This window comes from Stenotrophomonas sp. S4, assembly GCF_054187805.2.
The window spans coordinates 3,231,289-3,248,296 of sequence record NZ_CM196188.1; the positions used below are offsets into that span (position 1 = coordinate 3,231,289).

Sequence of the window (17,008 nt, forward strand, 5' to 3'; positions counted from 1 at the left end):
ACCCGAAAAAATGAGAACGTCGTCAGCTGTCCTTGTTGCCCGCTTGTGCCAGTCGCGCCATGCGCTGGGTGTCGGCCAGGATGCCGCGCAGCAGGCGCACTTCCTGCTCGCTCGGCTCGCTGCGCAGGAACAGGCGGCGCAGCTTGCGCATCGCCGATTCCGGCGCGCGGCCCTTGTGGAAATCGATCTCGTCCAACGTGTCGCCGAGCTGGGCGAAGAAGCTCTCCATCTGCTCGTGGCTGGCCGCCTGTTCGCGGAAACCCGGTTCGGCGTCGGCGGCCGGCTGCGCGCCCAGCAGCTGCATGCGCGTTTCATAGGCCAGCACCTGCACCGCGGCAGCCAGGTTGAGCGAGCTGAACTCCGGGTCGGACGGGATATGCACCGCCGCGTGGCAGAGCTGCAGTTCCTCGTTGGTCAGGCCGGTACGCTCACGGCCGAACACCAGCGCCACCTCGGCCCCTTCGCCGGCCTTGGCCACCGCACGGGCGGCGGCATCGGCCGGCAGGTACTCCTCCAGCTGGACGCGGCGGGCGCGGGCGGTGCAGCCCAGCACCAGACGGCAATCGGCCACGGCCTCGGCCAGGGTGGCCACCACCGGGGCGTCTCCCAGCACGTCTTCGGCACCGGCCGAGCGGCGGAAAGCCTCCTCGTCCAGCGGTTTTTCGGGGGCGACCAGCACCAGGCGGGCCAGGCCCATGGTCTTCAGGGCACGGGCGGCAGCGCCCATGTTGCCGGGGTGCTGGGTACCGACCAGGACGAATCGGAGGCGGGTGGCGGCGGGAAACTGGGACATGAACAGGGAAAAGGTCGAGCTGGACGATGACCAATGGTAAACTGTGCGGCCGGCCACTGCGCCGGACCCGCTCTTTTCCCCCGCCAGTCCATCTCTTCTGCCTTTCCGGGAGCCCACGCCATGCAGAAACCCGCCGTAACCGTCATGGTCAAGGCCGCCCGCCTCGCCGGCAACGTCCTGTTGCGCAACATCAACAAGCTCGAGGCACTGAACGTGGTGCAGAAGGGCCGGATGGACTACGCCAGCGAAGTGGATGCGGACGCGGAAAAGGTCATCGTCAAGGAACTCAAGCGCGCTTACCCGGACTACGGCATCTTCGGCGAAGAAGGTGGCGTGCAGGGCGAGCGCCGCCAGATGTGGGTCATCGACCCGCTGGACGGCACCAGCAATTACCTGCGCGGCGTGCCGCACTACTGCGTGTCGATCGCCCTGGTCGAGAATGGCGAGCCGACCGATGCGGTCATCTTCGACCCGCTGCGCAATGAACTGTTCACCGCCAGCCGTGGCGCCGGCGCCGTGCTGAACGACCGCCGCATCCGCGTGGCCGACCGCAAGGATCTGGAAGGCACGATGATCCACACCGGCTTCGCCCCGCGCGAGCGCAGCCGTGCCAGCGCTCAGCTGAAGGCGGTCGACGCCCTGCTGGTGCACGGCGAGGACATCCGCCGCACCGGTTCGGCAGCACTGGACCTGGCCTACGTGGCCTGCGGCCGCGCCGACGCCTACTTCGAAGCCGGCGTGAAGGCGTGGGACATCGCCGCCGGCCTGCTGCTGGTCCGCGAGGCCGGTGGCAAGGTCTGCGACTTCAAGGGCGCGACCCTGGGCCGCATGGACAACCGTGGCCCGGAGACCCACCAGATCGTGGCCGGCAACCTGAAGGTGGCCGAGTCGCTGCAGAAGGTGCTGGTGAACACCGGCTACGCTGCCGAGTTCGACGCGAAGTTCTGAGATCTCGTGTAAAGCGGTTCATGGAGACGGCACCTGCGAGGGTGCCGTTTTCGTTTGTGCGCACGGAGATTCGTTTCCGCGACCGCGGAGGGGTGTCACTTTCTTTGCTCGTGCAAAGAAAGTGACACCCCTCCGCGGTCGCGGAAATGACTCTCGCCGGGTCGTACCCGGCGCCACCCATGTGCGGGCGCGCAAACAAAAACGCCCGGCGCGAGGCCAGGCGTTCCTGCACTACCGTGGAAGTACGGAGGCTTACGCCACCGTCGACGCCCGCAGCGCGGCGATGCGCTCTTCCAGCGGCGGGTGGCTCATGAACAGCTTCTTCGCGGTCGAACCGGCAATACCAAACGCGGCAATCTGGGTCGGCAGCGTGCTCTGGCCGTGGTTGAGCTGCAGGCGCTCCAGCGCGGCGATCATCTTCTGGCGGCCCGCCAGCGAGGCACCACCCGCATCGGCACGGAATTCGCGGTGGCGCGAGAACCACATCGAGATCATGGTGGCGAACAGGCCGAACACCATCTCCAGCACGAACACGATGATGTAGTAGGCGAAGCCGCGGCCGCCGCCTTCGCGGTTGCCCGACAGCGCGCTGTCGATGATGCCGCCGACCACACGGGCCAGCACGATCACGAAGGTGTTCAACACGCCCTGCAGCAGTGCCATGGTGATCATGTCACCGTTGGCGACGTGGGCGATCTCGTGGCCCAGCACCGCTTCGGCCTCGTCTTCGCTCATGTTGTGCAGCAGGCCGGTGGACACTGCCACCAGCGCGTTGTTGCGGTTGGCGCCGGTGGCGAAGGCATTGATTTCCGGGCCGTCATAGACCGCCACTTCGGGCATGCCGATGCCGGCCGCCTTGGCCTGGCGCTCGACCGTGGCCAGCAGCCAGCGCTCGGTCTGGTTGCGCGGCTCGGTGATCACCACCGCACCGGTGGAGCGCTTGGCCATCCACTTGGACAGCAGCAGCGAGATGAAGGAGCCACCGAAGCCGAAGATCGCAGCCATGACCAGCAGGCCGCTCATCTGGCTCGGATTGACCCCCAGCAACGACATCACGATGCTGGCGAGGATCAGGACCGCGAAGTTGGTCGCCAGGAACAGGGCAATGCGGGTAAACATGGGAAAATCCGGCTTGGAAGGGGTCGATACCGGTCAATTTGCGGTGTGGTCAGCTTGAATTCAAGCGCCAACCTGACCGACGATTCAGCCAGCATGACCTCCCCCATTCCCTGCGGCCGCTTCGCGCCCTCACCGACCGGCCTGCTCCACCCCGGATCCCTGCTTGCCGCCTTCGGCAGCTGGCTGCTCGCCCGCCATCATGGCGGCCTGTGGCGGCTGCGCGTTGAAGATGTCGATCCGCCGCGCACCGTGCCCGGCGCAGCGGATGCGCAACTTCAAGCACTGGCCGCGTTCGGCCTGGTCCACGACGGCCCGATCCTCTGGCAGAGTTCACGCGGCGAGGCCTACCAGGCTGCCCTGGACGTACTGCTGGCCAGCGACCTGGCCTTCGTCTGCCACTGCAGCCGCAGCGAACTGGCCGCCAGCGGCGGCATCCACCACCGCTGCGTTGCGCGGCAGCCGCGACCGGACCCTGCCGTCCGCTTCCGCGTACCGCCCGGCAGCGTGGTCCGCTTCGACGACGGCCTGCGTGGCCCGCAGCAGCAGGACGTGCATGCCGAAGTCGGCGACTTCGTGCTGCGCCGTGCGGATGGCTGCTGGGCCTACCAGTTGGCCGTGGTGGTCGATGACGCCGAACAGGGCGTGACCGAAGTGGTGCGCGGCGCCGACCTGCTCGATTCCACCGCGCGGCAGATCCTGCTGCAGCAGGCATTGGGCCTGGCGGTGCCACGCTACTGGCACCTGCCGCTGCTGCTGGATGCGCCGGGCCACAAGCTGTCCAAGTCACTGGCTGCGCTGCCGGTGGACAGCGCACGCCCGCTGCCGGTGCTTCGCCAGCTCTGGCAGCTGCTCGGCCAAGCCCCTGAGGCGCTGGCGCAGGCACGCGATCTGGACACACTGCTGGCCGCGGCTCGACAGGCCTTCGACCCCGCGCAGCTGCCGCGCGCCGACATCCTGCTGCCAGCCGGCGCACTTTCCGCGCCGATGTTGCAGAATCCCCCTTCCCCCACCTGATACCCGGACAGCATTCCATGACATCTCGCGTCGCACTGGTCACCGGCGGAACCGGCGGCATCGGTACCGCCATCTGCCAACGCCTGGCCGACCAGGGCCACCGGGTCGCCACCAATTACCGCGACGAGGCCAAGGCCCGCGCCTGGCAGCAGGCGATGACCGAACGCGGCTACAGCGTGTCGATCTTCCCGGGCGATGTCTCCGATCCGGACAGCGCCGAAGCGCTGGTGCGCGCCGTCGAGGCCGAGCTGGGCCCGGTCGAGATCCTGGTCAACAACGCCGGCATCACCCGGGACACCACCTTCCACCGCATGCGCGCGGACCAGTGGCACGATGTGATCAACACCAACCTCAACTCGGTGTTCAACGTCACCCGGCCGGTCATCGAAGGCATGCGCCGCCGCGGTTGGGGCCGGGTCATCCAGATCAGCTCCATCAACGGCCTGAAGGGCCAGTACGGCCAGGCCAACTACGCCGCGGCCAAGGCCGGCATGCACGGTTTCACCATCTCGCTGGCGCGCGAGAACGCAGGCTTCGGCATCACCGTGAACACCATTTCGCCCGGCTACGTCGCCACCGACATGGTGATGGCGGTTCCGGAGGACGTGCGCGCCAAGATCATCGCCGACATCCCCACCGGACGCCTCGGCAAACCGGAGGAAATCGCCTATGGCGTGTCCTTCCTGGTGGCCGAGGAAGCCTCGTGGATCACCGGCAGCAACCTGGACATCAACGGCGGCCACCACATGGGCTGGTGAGCCGCGCAGGGGGCGCTGCGGCGATCACCGCCGGCCCCTGCCAAGAGTCATGCTGCGCAGCACGCAAACCCTTGTTGCGCAACATGATCGCCCCTGAAAGCCAAGCCTGGCGGGGGCTGGGGCGGTTGCAACCGCTGCTGCACTGCGCCATGCTGCGCGTCTACTGTGACGAGTACCGCTTCATGGCTGCGACCCGCATCATCAAGAAGTATCCGAACCGCCGTCTCTACGACACCGAGATCTCCAGCTACATCACCATCGAGGACGTGCGCCAGCTGATCCTGGACGGTGAAGACTTCGAAGTCCGCGACGCCAAGAGCGGCGACGACCTCACTCGATCGGTCCTGCTGCAGATCATCGCCGACCAGGAACAGGACGGCGAACCGATGCTGTCCACCCAGCTGCTGAGCCAGCTGATCCGCTTCTACGGCGATTCCCTGCAGGGCTTCATGGGCAACTACCTGGAGCGCAGCATGCAGGTCTTCCTCGACCAGCAGCAGCAGTTCCGCCAGCAGATGGGCAACCTGCTGGGCCAGACCCCGTGGGCGATGATGAACCAGCTGACCGAGCGCAACCTGGAGCTGTGGCAGGAATTCCAGCGCAGCATGGGCAGCGGTTTCGGTGGCCCGCGCCCGGGCGGCACCGGAACGGGCACCGGCACCGGCAACAAGCCCGGCGAACCGGGCACCGGCACCGGCACCGGCGGCAAGACCCGCCGCTGAGCGGCAGCTACGGCTGATACGAAAACGGCGCGCCACTGGCGCGCCGTTTTGCTTGGCATCGCGCCAACGATGCGTCAGCGTTTCGCCTTGCACCCCGTGCACACGCGCTCGACCTTGTAGCCCTTGGCCTTCAACTTCTCGACCACGCCATCACTGCCCAGCAGGTGCAGCGTGCCGACCACCACCAGCGTACCGCCCTGCCCGGCCTGCAGGTACGGCTGCAGCTTCGGTACCCAGGCATCGTTGCGCCCGGTGTTGATGCGCTGATACAGCTGCGGATACTGCTGGCGCATCTCCGCCGCCATCTTGGTCCACAGCAGGCGTTCGTCGCCGCGGCGCCATGCATCATGCAGCAGCCGCGCCTGCTCATCGGCCTTGCCGGCCTGGTCCAGCGCTTCGGCCAGCATCTGCCGCTGTTCCTGCACCGTCATCCCGTCAAGCATGCCGATCTGGGTATCGATGTCCTCCAGGCCAGCGGTCTTGCGGCCGGTCTTCTGCGCGCGCTCCATGAAGTGGCGATCCAGGCCCAGCGCCGGGTCCAGGCCCAGCTTCTGCATCTGCCCGACCGAAATGCTCAGGCCGACGAACCAGGCCTTCATGCCCTGCATCTGTGCCAGCGGCAGCTTGTTCTCGGTGGCAAAGGCCTGCAGCTTCTGCCAGGTCGCCGCATCGAGATCACGCTTGAGCTCGCTGCCATCGGTGCGGGTCGCGGCCTGCACCATGCGGCTGGCCAGCTGTGGCGACTGCATGTCTTCCGGCGACAACTCGAACACCACCCGCTGCGAGGCTTCGAACGCCTGTTCGACATCGGGCGACAGCGGGTAGTCCTGCGGTTTCAGCAGATGGAACGACCCCAGCAGGTACACGCGTGCATCGCCCGGGCCGGTGACTTTCCACAACAGCGGTACGGGCGGCTTGGCCGCCGCGGCGGTCGCGGCCGCAGCCGTGGCGCCCGGCGCATCGCGGGCGGTGGCCAGTGGCGCCATCGCGCACGCCGCCATCAGCAGCGCGGCACGGAACAGATGTTTGATCGGCATGGTCAGCCTTCTCCTTCAGGCAGGTGGTAAGCCTTCTCGCCCGCTTCCACGCGCAGGTCCAGCCGGTTTTCCGGTGGCGCCAGCGGACAGGTGGCGTAGGCGGTGAACGCGCACGGCGGGTTGTAGGCATGGTTGAAATCGATGCGCACGGTGCCGTCTGCGGCGGGCGCATCGGTGTCCAGGTAGCGCCCGGCCGGATAGCTGCCGCGGCCGCTGGTGCGGTCGGCGAAGATCAGGAACAGCGGCTGCCCGGGCGCACCGATCGCTTCCAGCCGCCAGCTTCGGCCGTCGCGCTGGAACTCGACCGCGCCGGCATTGGGCATCTCGGTGGTCAGGCCGGTGATGTCGACGATCGGCAGGGTCTTGCCCGGCGGGTGCGCGATGAAGCGCGCCTGCACCTGCCAGTCCGCGCCGCCCGGCCAGTACTGCAGGCCAGCGAAATCACGCCGCGCAGGCGCATCGGCATGCTTGACCCGCAGCGCGTCACGCGGCCCCCGGCGGATGATGCTGAGCTGCCCCTTGCCGCCATCGAAGGCCAGTAGCGTCGGCTGCGCGTCCTTGTCGGTGTCGACGCGGATGCGGCCGCGCACCGGCTGGCCATCATGACTGACATCGACACCGGCTTCAGGCGTGAACCACCACTGCGTCCCTTCGCGACGCAGCAGGCCCAGCTTGTCCGGGCCAACCGTCAGGCGGATGCCGTTGGTGGCGCCGCTGCCAACGAAATGGGATCTGTTCTGCAGCCAGTGCAGGCCGACCAGGGCCGTCCAGCCATCGGGCCGGGTCAGGTCCTGGTAGCGCGCCACACGCCATTGCTGCTGCGCGGCCGCGTAGGCCGGATCTTCAGCGACCGTCGGTGCCGGCGGTGTTGCCGGGCTGCAGGCGGCCAACACCACGGCGGCCAGCAGGCCCGCCATTCCCCGATAACGCATCGATGCTCCCCTCAACGTCCGCGCAGGAACCAGCGGTCGATCTCCGCCAGCGAAAAACGGGCCCAGGTCGGTCGGCCGTGGTTGCACTGGCCGGACCGTTCGGTGATTTCCATGTCGCGCAGCAGCGCGTTCATTTCCGGCACGGTCAGGCGCCGGTTGGCACGCACCGCGCCATGGCAGGCCATGGTCGACAGCAGTTCGTCACGTGCACTGGCCACGCGGCGGCTCTGGCCATGCTCGCGCAGGTCGGTCAGCACGTCGCGCAGCAGCCCTTCCGGTTCGGCATGCGCCAGCAGTGCCGGAATGCTGCGCACGTGCAGCGAACCGGGGCCAGCACGGGTCACCTCGAAGCCGAGCGCCGCAAGGGTTTCGGCTTCGCTTTCGGCGGTATCGGCCTCGCGCTCGCCCACCGCCAGCGTGATCGGCACCAGCAGCGGCTGCGACTGCAGGCCGATGCCATCGTGCGCGTTCTTCAGGCGCTCGTAGCCGATGCGTTCGTGTGCCGCATGCATGTCGACCACGATCAGGCCTTCGGCATTCTCGGCCAGGATGTAGATGCCATGCAGCTGCGCGATGGCGTAGCCCAGCGGTGGCACGCCTGCCTCGGCGCTGGTCACCGGCAACCCGTTCTCGGTCGGCATCGGTGGCAGTGCCGCTGCACGCTCGGCACGGGCCGGCGTGGCATACAGCGCGGCATAGGCAGCCGGTGCATCGGCCACCTGCAGGCCTAGTGGCTGCTGCGGTCGCCACCCGGAGAATCCACCACCACCGCCGGAGCCGGCACCCGGTGCCGGACCGCGCACCAGCCCGAAACCGGAGGCGCCCGCGCTCGATGCCGTGGCTGCAGCCGGGGCATCCGCCGGATGCACCGGGCCAGCACCGATCTCCTGCGCCGACATGCCGGCGCGGGTATCGGCCAGCGCATCCTTCAGCGTGCGATAGACGAAATCATGGACCAGCCGCGAATCACGGAAGCGCACCTCGTGCTTGGCCGGATGCACGTTGACGTCGACGCGGGTCGGGTCCAGTTCGAGGAACAGCACATAGGCCGGCTGGCGGCCGTGGTACAGCACATCGCCGTAGGCCATCTTCACTGCGTGGGCAACGCTGCGATCACGCACCGAACGTCCATTGACGTACAGGTACTGCTGGTCGGCGCTGGCGCGCGAATAATGCGGCTGCGCGATCCAGCCATGCAGGCGCAGGCCGGCACCGCTGTGGTCCACGCGCACGGCCTGGTTGGCGAAATCCTCGCCCAGCGTTTCGGCAAGGCGCGCATCGGAATACAGATCGCCCGGCTTGTAGCGCCGCGAGGCCTTGCCGTTGTGCGACACGCGCAGCTCGACATCCGGCCGTGCCAGCGCCAGCGAGCGCAGCCATTCTTCGATATGGCCCAGCTCGGTGCGCTCGGCGCGCAGGAACTTGCGTCGCGCCGGCACGTTGTAGAACAGCTCGCGCACTTCCACCGTGGTGCCCGGCGCATGCGCGCGCGGGGTCACCTCGCCGATCTTGCCGCCTTCGATCTGCAATGCCGAACCGTGCTCATCGTGCGCGCGGCGCGAGGACAGGGTGAAGCGGCTGACCGACGCGATCGACGGCAGCGCTTCCCCCCGGAAACCGAGCGTGGCCACCGATTCAAGATCGTCCAGATCGGCGATCTTGCTGGTGGCGTGGCGCGACACCGCCAGTGGCAGCTGTTCGGGCGCGATGCCGCTACCGTTGTCGCGGATGCGGATCAGGCGTACACCGCCTTCTTCCAGGTCGATGTCGACACGGCTGGCGCCGGCATCGATCGCGTTCTCGACCAGTTCCTTGACCACCGACGCGGGCCGTTCGACCACTTCGCCGGCAGCGATCTGGTTGATGAGGATCTCCGGCAACGGCCGGATCGGGCGCGGATGGGTAGCAGACGTCATGCGGGGATGATAACGGAGCGGCCGAGGGTAGAGTCGAGCCATGCTCGACTGACGGGCTGCCGACAAGGCCCAGTCGAGCGCGGCTCGACTCTACAGAAGGCAGCAACCCGCTTTCGGCGGGTTATTTGCTGCCGCCGGCCATGGTGCCGGCCGCGTCGATCTCAGCCTGGGCGCGGGCGGCATACAACGTGCCCGGCGGCGGCTGGCGGCTGAAGAAGGTGTGCACGCCATCCAGCACGGCGCCAGCGATCTTGCGCTGGTACGCCGGGTCCATCAGGCGGCGCTCTTCATCCGGATTGGAGATGAACGCGGTTTCCACCAGCATCGCCGGCATGTCCGAGGTGCGCAGCACCGCGAAGTTGGCGCGCTCGATGTTCGGCTTGTGGTTGTTGCCGATCCGCTTCAGGCCGCCCAGCACGTGGCCGGCCGCGTCTTCAGACGCCTTCATGTAGCCACTCTGCGCCAGGTCCAGCAGCACGTTGGCCAGGGTGCCTTCGGTCTGCTGCAGGCGCACGCCACCCACCAGGTCGGCCGCGTTTTCCTTGTCCGCCAGCCAGCGGGCGCGCTGCGAAGAGGCACCCTTGGTCGACAGCACGTAGACCGACGAACCGGTGGCCGAACGGTTTTCGGCCGCGTCGGCATGGATCGAGATGAAGATGTCCGCCTTGTTCGCACGCGCCTTCTGCGCACGCATCGGCAGCGGAATGAACACGTCGCTGTCGCGCGTCAGGTAGGCCTTCAGGCCCGGCGTGGCGTTGACCTGGCGGGCCAGCTCGCGCGCCACTGCCAAGGTGACGTCCTTCTCGCGCTTGCCGGTCGGGCCGATCGCACCCGGATCCTGGCCGCCATGACCGGGATCGATCGCCACCACCAGGTGGCGCATGCCGGCCTGCATGCGGATACGCGACGCATCGCTGGGCATGGCCGGACGCGGCGGCTCCGCCGGCGTTGGTGCCGGCGTTGGTGCCGGTGTGGGCACGGTGGCCGGCGGCGTGGTCACCACCGCTGCGGTGCGCTGGCCGGCGAGGATCGCGGCCGGCGAGGACGAAGGCGAGCTGGTGGCGGTGACGCCGGCCGCAGCAACCTGGGCCGGTGCGGTGGTCGGTGCCGGGGTTGGCGTGGCCGGTGCGGCGGCAGTGGCGCTGGCCTGCTGCTGTACCTGTGCGGTCAGCAGGGCCGTGGCACGCGCGGCATCGGTGCGCGACTGCGCGCTCTCGGCCGGCGTGGGCGCAGGCGAGGCACCCGCAGCGGGTGCCTGCGGCTGCGCGGCCGGCGGCGTCGCCGGGCGGCTGGCGGCCACGGCCGGGCCATCACCCGGCCATTCGATCACCAGCTTGGATTCATTGCCCTCGCGCTGCATCTGCGGGCGGAACGGCGCCACCGATTCGGCCAGGTCGAAAACGACACGGAACGTGCCCGGGACCGGCTGTCCGGTACGCACCGCCGTGACCACACCCTGCGCGGCCGGCATCTTCAGGTTGCGTATGGCGCTGGAGTCCGGGAAATCGACCACCAGCCGGTTCGGACCCGCCAGCGACAAGGTCTTGTAGCCACCGCTGCCAACCAGCGAGATTTCAGCTCGGGTACCGGTCGCGCCCGTGTTCAGCAGGACCTGGCGGACTTCACCCGCCCACGCACTGACGCTCGCCAGACCCAGTCCGACGGCGGCACAGATGGCGATGAGACGGTTCCCCGGGCGCATGGCTCAGGATTCAATCACCGCGCTGAACGGAATGCAACACCTTTTTCCTTAATAATCCGTAACCTGCCGGTGTTTGTTCTCGTCAGCCGACAGAAATGGCCTGCAAGTCGCCCCCTTGGGGCAGCCGTTCCAGCCATTCATGTCCTGCGTCGCTGGCCCCAGTGAGACGGACGCGACGCCCCTGCCCCTCGATCTCCAGCGCCACCACCAGGTCGGTGGGCGGCAGCGCGCCGGCGCCCCGTTCCGGCCATTCGACCAGCCACAGCACCGCACTGCCCTCGTCCAGACCGAGGAAATCCAGCTCGCCGGCCTGGCCGATGCGGTACAGGTCCAGGTGCCACGCCTCACCGCCACTGGCCAGCGGATAGCGCTCGACCAGGGTGTAGGTGGGGCTGCGGATCGCGCCCTGCACGCCCAGCGCACGCAGCAGCGCACGGGCCGTGGTGGACTTGCCGGCACCCAGGTCGCCGCGCAGTTCGATCAGCGCCTGCGGCGGCCGGGTGGCCGCCAGCCATTGCCCGAGCAGTTCGGTGGCGTCGCTGTCGGCAAGGAAGAATTCGGTCATGGGGAGAGGTCCGGGTTGGCCAGTCGCCGCAGCGGCACCAGCAGATCAGTAGGAAGCAGGCCGCGCGCGCCATCGGCGGCAGCCACGTCGCCGGCCAGCGCGTGCAGCAACGCACCCGCGGCCGCGGCATCGAAAGCCATCAGGCCCTGCGCGCGCAGGCTGGCGATGATGCCGGTGAGCAGGTCGCCCATGCCACCCACGGCCATCCCGGGATTGCCGGCGGCGATCAACCGGGGCGTTTGCCCTGGCGCCACCACGATGCTGCCGGCGCCCTTCAGTACCACTACGGCGTGGAAACGTTCGGCCAGCCTCTGCGCGCAGGCATAGCGATCGGCCTGGATTTCAGCCGTGCTGCAGCCGAGCAGGCGTGCGGCCTCGCCCGGGTGCGGGGTGAGAATGGCATCGGGCAACGCGCGCGGATCCTGCGCCAGCAGGTTCAGGGCATCGGCATCGACCACCAATGGTTTGGCGCTGGCCAGCACCCGCGCAAACAAGGCGCGTGCCCATTCGTCCTGGCCCAGACCGGGCCCGATCGCCACCACCTTCGCCTTGTCCAGCAGCGCCGGCAGCACATCGCCGTCTTCCAGTGCATGGGTCATGGCCTCGGGCAACCGGGCCAGCAGTGGACCGACGTGGTCGCGGCGGGTGCCCAGGCTCAACAGCCCCGCACCCGCGCGCAAGGCGGCTTCGGCCGCCATCGCGATGGCGCCGCCGCTGCCGTGGTTGCCGCCGACGCACAGCACGTGCCCGGATTCGCCCTTGTGGGTATTGGCGCGGCGTGGTGGCAACAGGGCCCGCAACCGCACCTGCGTCCAGTGCTCCGCAGCGGGTACCACGCCTTGCCAGGCCGTCGCGGGCAACTGCAGGGGCGCCAGGACCTTCTGCCCGCAATGATCCAGCGCATCGCCGGAATACAGCCCGCGATGCGCCACGATGAACTGCAGGGTCAGCGTGGCACGCACCGCCTCGCCCGGCACCGCCCCACGGTCGGCATCGACACCACTGGGAACATCCAGCGCCAGCACTGGCGCTGTCTGCGCGTTGAGCGCGGCAATCAGCGCCTGCGCCGTACCCTCCGGCGCGCGATCGAAGCCCAGCCCGAACAGGGCATCGACCCAGATGTCAGCCCCGGGCAGTGCGCCGTCGAAATCGGCGCTGGCGCCGCCTGCGGACCTGAACTCCAGCGCCGCACGCTGTGCCAGCGCGGTCGAGGGCGGCCTGCCCGGCAGGGCGATCACCGTCACCTCGCACCCGGCCTGCAGCGCATGACGGGCCAGCACATGGCCGTCGCCCCCATTGTTGCCAGCGCCGACCACCACGCCGATCCGCCGCGCCTGCGGCCAATGCTGCAACAGGCACTGCCAGGCGGCCTGGCCGGCCTGCGCCATCAGGCCCCAGCCGCCGTCGGCGGCCAGCGCCGAAGCCTGCGCATCAAGCGCACGCGCGGCAGCGGAATCGAACAGATCGGCAAGGTAGGCCATGCAGGGATTTTATACTGGTGCACATGTCCCCCGCCCTCACCCCTGTCGATCCGGCCCAGGCCGTGCAGCGCATCCGCGAACTGGCGCGTGCGCATGGCTTCCAGCGCTGCGGCATCGCCGGTATCGAACTGGGCGAGGATGAAGCGCACCTGGCCGACTGGCTGGGCCAGGGCCTGTACGGCACGATGGACTGGATGGCGCGCCACGGCACGCTGCGCGCGCGCCCGGCCGAGCTGCTGCCCGGCACCGTGCGCGTGATTTCAGTGGGCATGGACTACAGTCACAAGGACGATACCGAAGCCTGGGCGACCCTGGCCGATCCGGGCCGCGCTTACGTGGCCCGCTACGCGTTGGGCCGCGACTATCACAAGCTGATGCGCAACCGCCTGCAGAAGCTGGCCACGCAGATCAATGATGAAGTGGCACCGCTGGGCTATCGCGTGTTCGTCGATTCCGCCCCCGTGCTGGAACGTGCACTGGCACGCAATGCCGGCCTCGGATGGATCGGCAAGCACACCTGCCTGATCGACCGCCATGGTGGTTCCTGGTTCTTCATCGGCGAGATCTACATCGATATCCCGCTGCCGATCGATACGCCAGCCACGGCGCACTGCGGCACCTGCACGCGCTGCATCGATGTCTGCCCGACCCAGGCCATCATCGGCCCGCAGCGGCTGGATGCGCGGCGCTGCATTTCCTACCTGACCATCGAGCACGACGGCGCCATTCCCGAAGACATGCGGCCACTGATGGGCAACCGCATCTACGGCTGCGACGACTGCCAGCTGGTCTGCCCCTGGAACAAATTCGCCAAGCGCACCGACGAAGCCGATTTCCGCGCCCGCAACAATCTGGATACGGCGCGCCTGGACCAGCTGTTCGCCTGGGACGAGGCCGAATTCCTGCGCCGCACCGAGGGCAGCCCGATCCGCCGCAGCGGGCATGAGCGCTGGCTGCGCAACATCGCCGTGGCGCTGGGCAATGCACCGTCCTCGGCCGAAGCACTGGCCGCCCTGCACAGCCGCGTCGACGATCCCTCGCCGCTGGTGCGTGAACACGTGCAATGGGCGCTGGGCCAGCACACGGCGCGCTGACGTGCGATCCTGAGCTCCCGTTCCGCCCGCCGCACGCTGTTCCATGCAACCACGCAACAACGACATCCTGACCCCCAGCCAGCTCAATACCCTGGCCCGCGACCTGCTGGAAGGCAGCTTCCCGGCGATCTGGGTCGAGGCCGAGCTGGGCAGCGTGGCGCGCCCAGCTTCCGGGCACCTCTACTTCACCCTGAAGGATGCGCGCGCGCAGCTGCGTGCGGCCATGTTCCGGATGAAGGCGCAGTACCTGAAATTCGTGCCGCGCGAAGGCATGCGCGTGCTGGTACGCGGCAAGGTGACCCTGTACGACGCCCGTGGCGAGTACCAGATGGTGCTGGACCACATGGAGGAAGCCGGCGAAGGCGCACTGCGCCGTGCCTTCGAGGAACTGAAGGCACGGCTGGAGGCCGAGGGCCTGTTCGACCCGGCGCGCAAACGGCCACTGCCAGCGCACGTTCAGCGGCTGGCAGTGATCACCTCGCCGACCGGCGCCGCCGTGCGCGATGTGCTGAGCGTGCTCGGCCGCCGCTTCCCGCTGCTGGAAGTGGACCTGCTGCCGACTCTGGTACAGGGCAACGCCGCCGCCGCGCAGATCACCCGCCTGCTGCAGGCGGCCGATGCCAGTGGCCGCTACGACGTGATCCTGCTGACCCGCGGTGGCGGTTCATTGGAGGACCTGTGGGCGTTCAATGACGAAGCCCTGGCCCGTGCGATCGCCGCCAGCCGCACCCCGGTGGTTTCGGCGGTCGGCCACGAAACCGACTTCAGCCTCAGCGACTTCGCCGCCGACCTGCGCGCGCCGACGCCGTCGGTGGCCGCTGAACTGCTGGTACCCGACCAGCGCGAACTGGCGCTGCGCCTGCGCCGCACGGCCGCGCGCATGGTGCAGCTGCAACGACATGCGACGCAGCAGGCCATGCAGCGCGCCGACCGCGCCCTGCTGCGCCTGAACGCCCAGAGCCCGCAGGCACGGCTGGACCTGCTGCGCCGACGCCAGCTGGATCTGGGCCGGCGCCTGCATGCCGCCTTCAACCAGCAGCAGGAACGCCGTGCCGCGCGCCTGCGCCATGCCGCGGCGGTGCTGCGCGGGCACCATCCGCAGCGCCAGCTCGATGCGATGCAGCGTCGTCTGGCTGCCCTGCGCGGGCGGCCGCAGGCAGCGATGCAGCGTCTGCTGGAACGCGATGGACTGCGCCTGCGCGGGCTGGCGCGTTCACTTGAAGCAGTCAGCCCGCTGGCGACCGTGGCCCGTGGCTACAGCATCCTGACCCGCAGCGATGACGGTACCCTGGTGCGGAAGGTCGACCAGGTACAGCCCGGTGACGCCCTGCAGGCCCGCGTCGGCGACGGCGTGATCGACGTGCAGGTCAAGTAAAGGGGTGTTCGGCAGGGCTGCGCCCTGCACCTGCAGAGGCCTCAAGCCAAGGCAACGGCAACAGCAAAAGCTGGCATTCCGCGGGTTGGCGGGGCGGTGTCGGAGCGCGGGGACGCCGCAAGTACGTCCATGTAGGCTTGGCAGCCGCTTGCTCGTGTGCGCAGTCCTGCGCACACGGCAAGACCGGGGTTGGGCGTCCTGCCCAACCCGCCCGAGGCATGCCTCGGGCCCATGCGGCTGACACCCCGCACTCCGACACCGCCCCACCTCTGACAGATTCCGGCGACTGTTGGTAGGCGTCGACCTTGGTCGACACGGTAGATCCACGCCGTGCGTGGATGAATCTCTGTCAAATATCGAATCAATTCGGGGTCAGATCCGTTTTCCGTAGGAGAACGGATCTGACCCCACGCCATTCCGACAGATCGCGAGAATCTGTCGAAGGCGGGGTGGGTCCGGTTGCGGGAGTGTCCGCGGCATGGATGCCGCGGCCAAGCCCCCAGGGACGGGTTTACGGCGTCTCCCGCAACCGGACCCACCCCGCCACCCCACGGATAGCCAGCTTTTGCTTCGGCTGTTGCTGTTGCTGTTGCTGTTGCTCTGGCTTCGGCGGGCGCAGGGCTGCAAGCCCTGCCGAACAACCCCCTACTTTGCCTGCTCGCAGAATTTCTGCCGGTACTCGAGCGCCTTCGGCATCAGCGCCTGCAGGTTCTGGATGCGGGTACCCGGATTCGGGTGGGTGGAGGCGAACTCCGGCGGCGACTGCCCCCCACTGGCCTGGCCCATGCGCTGCCACAGCGGCACCGCCTCGCGGGGATCGAAGCACGCCGCTGCGGCCAGCATCAGTCCCACTTCATCCGCCTGCGTCTCGTGGCTGCGCGCGTAGGGCAGCAGGTAGCCGTAACCCATCGCCGACATCATCATCTGTTGCTGCTGCGCGTCCATGCCGCTGGCGGCGCCGGCCATCTGCCCGATCTGGGTCAGCTTCTGCTGCGCCATCCGCTGTGCACCATGGCGCAGCAGTGCATGGGCGATCTCGTGGCCCATCACCACCGCCATCGCATCACGCGTACGCGCCACCGGCACCAGGCCGGTGTAGACGGCCATCTTGCCCCCCGGCAGGCAGAACGCATTGGCCAGTTCGGACGGGATCACGTTCACTTCCCACTGGAAATCCCGTGCGAAATGCGCCGGCTGCACGCCGTGCTCCTGCGCCAGCGCGGTCTCCACCACGTCGACCTTGGCAATCAGCCGCTGGGCGATGTCGCGTACATCGCGCGCGATCGGTGCATTCGGATCCATCGGCCGTTCCTGCGACAGGATCTGCTGGTAGGCCTGCAGCCCCAGCGCGGTTTCCTGGCGCGCATCCAGGCTGCTGTCGATCATCACCTTCTCGCCGGTATACGGATCGACCGTGCGGTTGGAAAACCAGTAGAACACCGCATAGCCGGCCGCCAGCAGCAGCACCCACCAACGGATGTTGCCGAACAGGCCGCGCCGTTGCGGGCCTTGCGGCGAGCGGGAGAAGGGATCGTTGCGCATCAGGCGGTCT

General features: G+C 68.4%; 15 protein-coding genes. 6 read left to right on the forward strand and 9 right to left on the reverse strand.

What is annotated here, in order from left to right:
* Positions 1–22: 22 nt before the first annotated feature.
* Complete coding sequence (locus ACUZUJ_RS15195; protein ID WP_010486603.1) at positions 23–793, reverse strand: RNA methyltransferase; 771 nt, start codon at positions 791–793, stop codon at positions 23–25.
* A 120-nt stretch (positions 794–913) separates the two neighbouring features.
* Here ACUZUJ_RS15195 and ACUZUJ_RS15200 point away from each other — a divergent pair, with 120 nt between their 5' ends.
* Entirely contained in the window at positions 914–1,741 is an 828-nt protein-coding gene (locus ACUZUJ_RS15200; protein ID WP_005417749.1) for an inositol monophosphatase family protein, read from the forward strand.
* Between the two features lie 252 nt (positions 1,742–1,993).
* Here the strand turns inward: ACUZUJ_RS15200 and htpX are convergent, their stop codons facing one another.
* Positions 1,994–2,860: a protease HtpX gene (gene htpX / locus ACUZUJ_RS15205; RefSeq protein ID WP_049442768.1), complete on the reverse strand. Its 867-nt coding sequence runs from the start codon at positions 2,858–2,860 to the stop codon at positions 1,994–1,996.
* 93 nt (positions 2,861–2,953) lie between these two features.
* Between htpX and gluQRS the strand changes: the two genes are divergently transcribed.
* The 3 genes from gluQRS (at position 2,954) to phaR (ending at position 5,354) form a co-directional block, all read left to right on the forward strand.
* The gene (gluQRS, locus tag ACUZUJ_RS15210; protein WP_049442767.1) at positions 2,954–3,874 is read left to right on the forward strand and encodes a tRNA glutamyl-Q(34) synthetase GluQRS; all 921 of its coding nucleotides are present in this window, start codon (positions 2,954–2,956) and stop codon (positions 3,872–3,874) included.
* Between the two features lie 17 nt (positions 3,875–3,891).
* Positions 3,892–4,632, forward strand: a complete 741-nt coding sequence (locus tag ACUZUJ_RS15215) for a beta-ketoacyl-ACP reductase (protein ID WP_014037880.1) — start codon at positions 3,892–3,894, stop codon at positions 4,630–4,632.
* A 182-nt stretch (positions 4,633–4,814) separates the two neighbouring features.
* Positions 4,815–5,354 (forward strand): polyhydroxyalkanoate synthesis repressor PhaR, encoded by a 540-nt coding sequence (gene phaR / locus ACUZUJ_RS15220; RefSeq protein ID WP_032956189.1) that lies wholly within the window; start codon positions 4,815–4,817, stop codon positions 5,352–5,354.
* Between the two features lie 74 nt (positions 5,355–5,428).
* Here phaR and ACUZUJ_RS15225 read toward each other — a convergent pair whose 3' ends face one another.
* The 6 genes from ACUZUJ_RS15225 to ACUZUJ_RS15250 form a co-directional block, all read right to left on the reverse strand.
* On the reverse strand, positions 5,429–6,391 hold the full coding sequence (locus ACUZUJ_RS15225) for a TraB/GumN family protein (RefSeq protein WP_049442766.1): 963 nt from the start codon (positions 6,389–6,391) through the stop codon (positions 5,429–5,431).
* Between the two features lie 2 nt (positions 6,392–6,393).
* Complete coding sequence (locus tag ACUZUJ_RS15230) at positions 6,394–7,323, reverse strand: DUF1684 domain-containing protein (RefSeq protein ID WP_458220748.1); 930 nt, start codon at positions 7,321–7,323, stop codon at positions 6,394–6,396.
* Positions 7,324–7,334: 11 nt separating this feature from the next.
* Positions 7,335–9,239 (reverse strand): DNA mismatch repair endonuclease MutL, encoded by a 1,905-nt coding sequence (gene mutL, locus ACUZUJ_RS15235; RefSeq protein WP_049442764.1) that lies wholly within the window; start codon positions 9,237–9,239, stop codon positions 7,335–7,337.
* A gap of 121 nt (positions 9,240–9,360) precedes the next feature.
* Positions 9,361–10,941, reverse strand: coding sequence for an N-acetylmuramoyl-L-alanine amidase (locus tag ACUZUJ_RS15240; protein ID WP_101765822.1), 1,581 nt, complete (start codon positions 10,939–10,941; stop codon positions 9,361–9,363).
* An 82-nt stretch (positions 10,942–11,023) separates the two neighbouring features.
* Entirely contained in the window at positions 11,024–11,506 is a 483-nt protein-coding gene (tsaE, locus tag ACUZUJ_RS15245) for a tRNA (adenosine(37)-N6)-threonylcarbamoyltransferase complex ATPase subunit type 1 TsaE (protein ID WP_101765823.1), read from the reverse strand.
* A complete protein-coding gene (locus ACUZUJ_RS15250; RefSeq protein WP_458220747.1) occupies positions 11,503–12,987 on the reverse strand; it encodes an NAD(P)H-hydrate dehydratase in 1,485 nt (494 codons plus the stop codon). Before ACUZUJ_RS15250 ends, tsaE begins: the two co-directional genes overlap by 4 nt.
* 23 nt (positions 12,988–13,010) lie before the next feature.
* Between ACUZUJ_RS15250 and queG the strand changes: the two genes are divergently transcribed.
* Together queG and xseA are read left to right on the forward strand one after the other, a co-directional pair.
* The gene (gene queG, locus ACUZUJ_RS15255; protein WP_101765825.1) at positions 13,011–14,081 is read left to right on the forward strand and encodes a tRNA epoxyqueuosine(34) reductase QueG; all 1,071 of its coding nucleotides are present in this window, start codon (positions 13,011–13,013) and stop codon (positions 14,079–14,081) included.
* A 43-nt stretch (positions 14,082–14,124) separates the two neighbouring features.
* Positions 14,125–15,456 carry an exodeoxyribonuclease VII large subunit gene (gene xseA, locus ACUZUJ_RS15260; protein ID WP_458220746.1) on the forward strand — a complete coding sequence of 444 codons (1,332 nt, stop codon included), beginning with the start codon at positions 14,125–14,127 and terminating at the stop codon, positions 15,454–15,456.
* Positions 15,457–16,101: 645 nt separating this feature from the next.
* On the opposite strand, the gene ACUZUJ_RS15265 is transcribed toward xseA, so the two are convergent.
* Positions 16,102–16,998 (reverse strand): M48 family metallopeptidase, encoded by an 897-nt coding sequence (locus ACUZUJ_RS15265; protein WP_458220642.1) that lies wholly within the window; start codon positions 16,996–16,998, stop codon positions 16,102–16,104.
* Between the last annotated feature and the right edge of the window lie 10 nt (positions 16,999–17,008).

Excerpts from the sequence above, each read along its gene's own strand:
- ACUZUJ_RS15195 (WP_010486603.1), bottom strand. The coding sequence starts at position 793 with ATGTCCCAGTTTCCCGCCGCCACCCGCCTCCGATTCGTCCTGGTCGGT.
- ACUZUJ_RS15200 (WP_005417749.1), top strand. The coding sequence starts at position 914 with ATGCAGAAACCCGCCGTAACCGTCATGGTCAAGGCCGCCCGCCTCGCC.
- htpX (WP_049442768.1), bottom strand. The coding sequence starts at position 2,860 with ATGTTTACCCGCATTGCCCTGTTCCTGGCGACCAACTTCGCGGTCCTG.
- gluQRS (WP_049442767.1), top strand. The coding sequence starts at position 2,954 with ATGACCTCCCCCATTCCCTGCGGCCGCTTCGCGCCCTCACCGACCGGC.
- ACUZUJ_RS15215 (WP_014037880.1), top strand. The coding sequence starts at position 3,892 with ATGACATCTCGCGTCGCACTGGTCACCGGCGGAACCGGCGGCATCGGT.
- phaR (WP_032956189.1), top strand. The coding sequence starts at position 4,815 with ATGGCTGCGACCCGCATCATCAAGAAGTATCCGAACCGCCGTCTCTAC.
- ACUZUJ_RS15225 (WP_049442766.1), bottom strand. The coding sequence starts at position 6,391 with ATGCCGATCAAACATCTGTTCCGTGCCGCGCTGCTGATGGCGGCGTGC.
- ACUZUJ_RS15230 (WP_458220748.1), bottom strand. The coding sequence starts at position 7,323 with ATGCGTTATCGGGGAATGGCGGGCCTGCTGGCCGCCGTGGTGTTGGCC.
- mutL (WP_049442764.1), bottom strand. The coding sequence starts at position 9,239 with ATGACGTCTGCTACCCATCCGCGCCCGATCCGGCCGTTGCCGGAGATC.
- ACUZUJ_RS15240 (WP_101765822.1), bottom strand. The coding sequence starts at position 10,941 with ATGCGCCCGGGGAACCGTCTCATCGCCATCTGTGCCGCCGTCGGACTG.
- tsaE (WP_101765823.1), bottom strand. The coding sequence starts at position 11,506 with ATGACCGAATTCTTCCTTGCCGACAGCGACGCCACCGAACTGCTCGGG.
- ACUZUJ_RS15250 (WP_458220747.1), bottom strand. The coding sequence starts at position 12,987 with ATGGCCTACCTTGCCGATCTGTTCGATTCCGCTGCCGCGCGTGCGCTT.
- queG (WP_101765825.1), top strand. The coding sequence starts at position 13,011 with ATGTCCCCCGCCCTCACCCCTGTCGATCCGGCCCAGGCCGTGCAGCGC.
- xseA (WP_458220746.1), top strand. The coding sequence starts at position 14,125 with ATGCAACCACGCAACAACGACATCCTGACCCCCAGCCAGCTCAATACC.
- ACUZUJ_RS15265 (WP_458220642.1), bottom strand. The coding sequence starts at position 16,998 with ATGCGCAACGATCCCTTCTCCCGCTCGCCGCAAGGCCCGCAACGGCGC.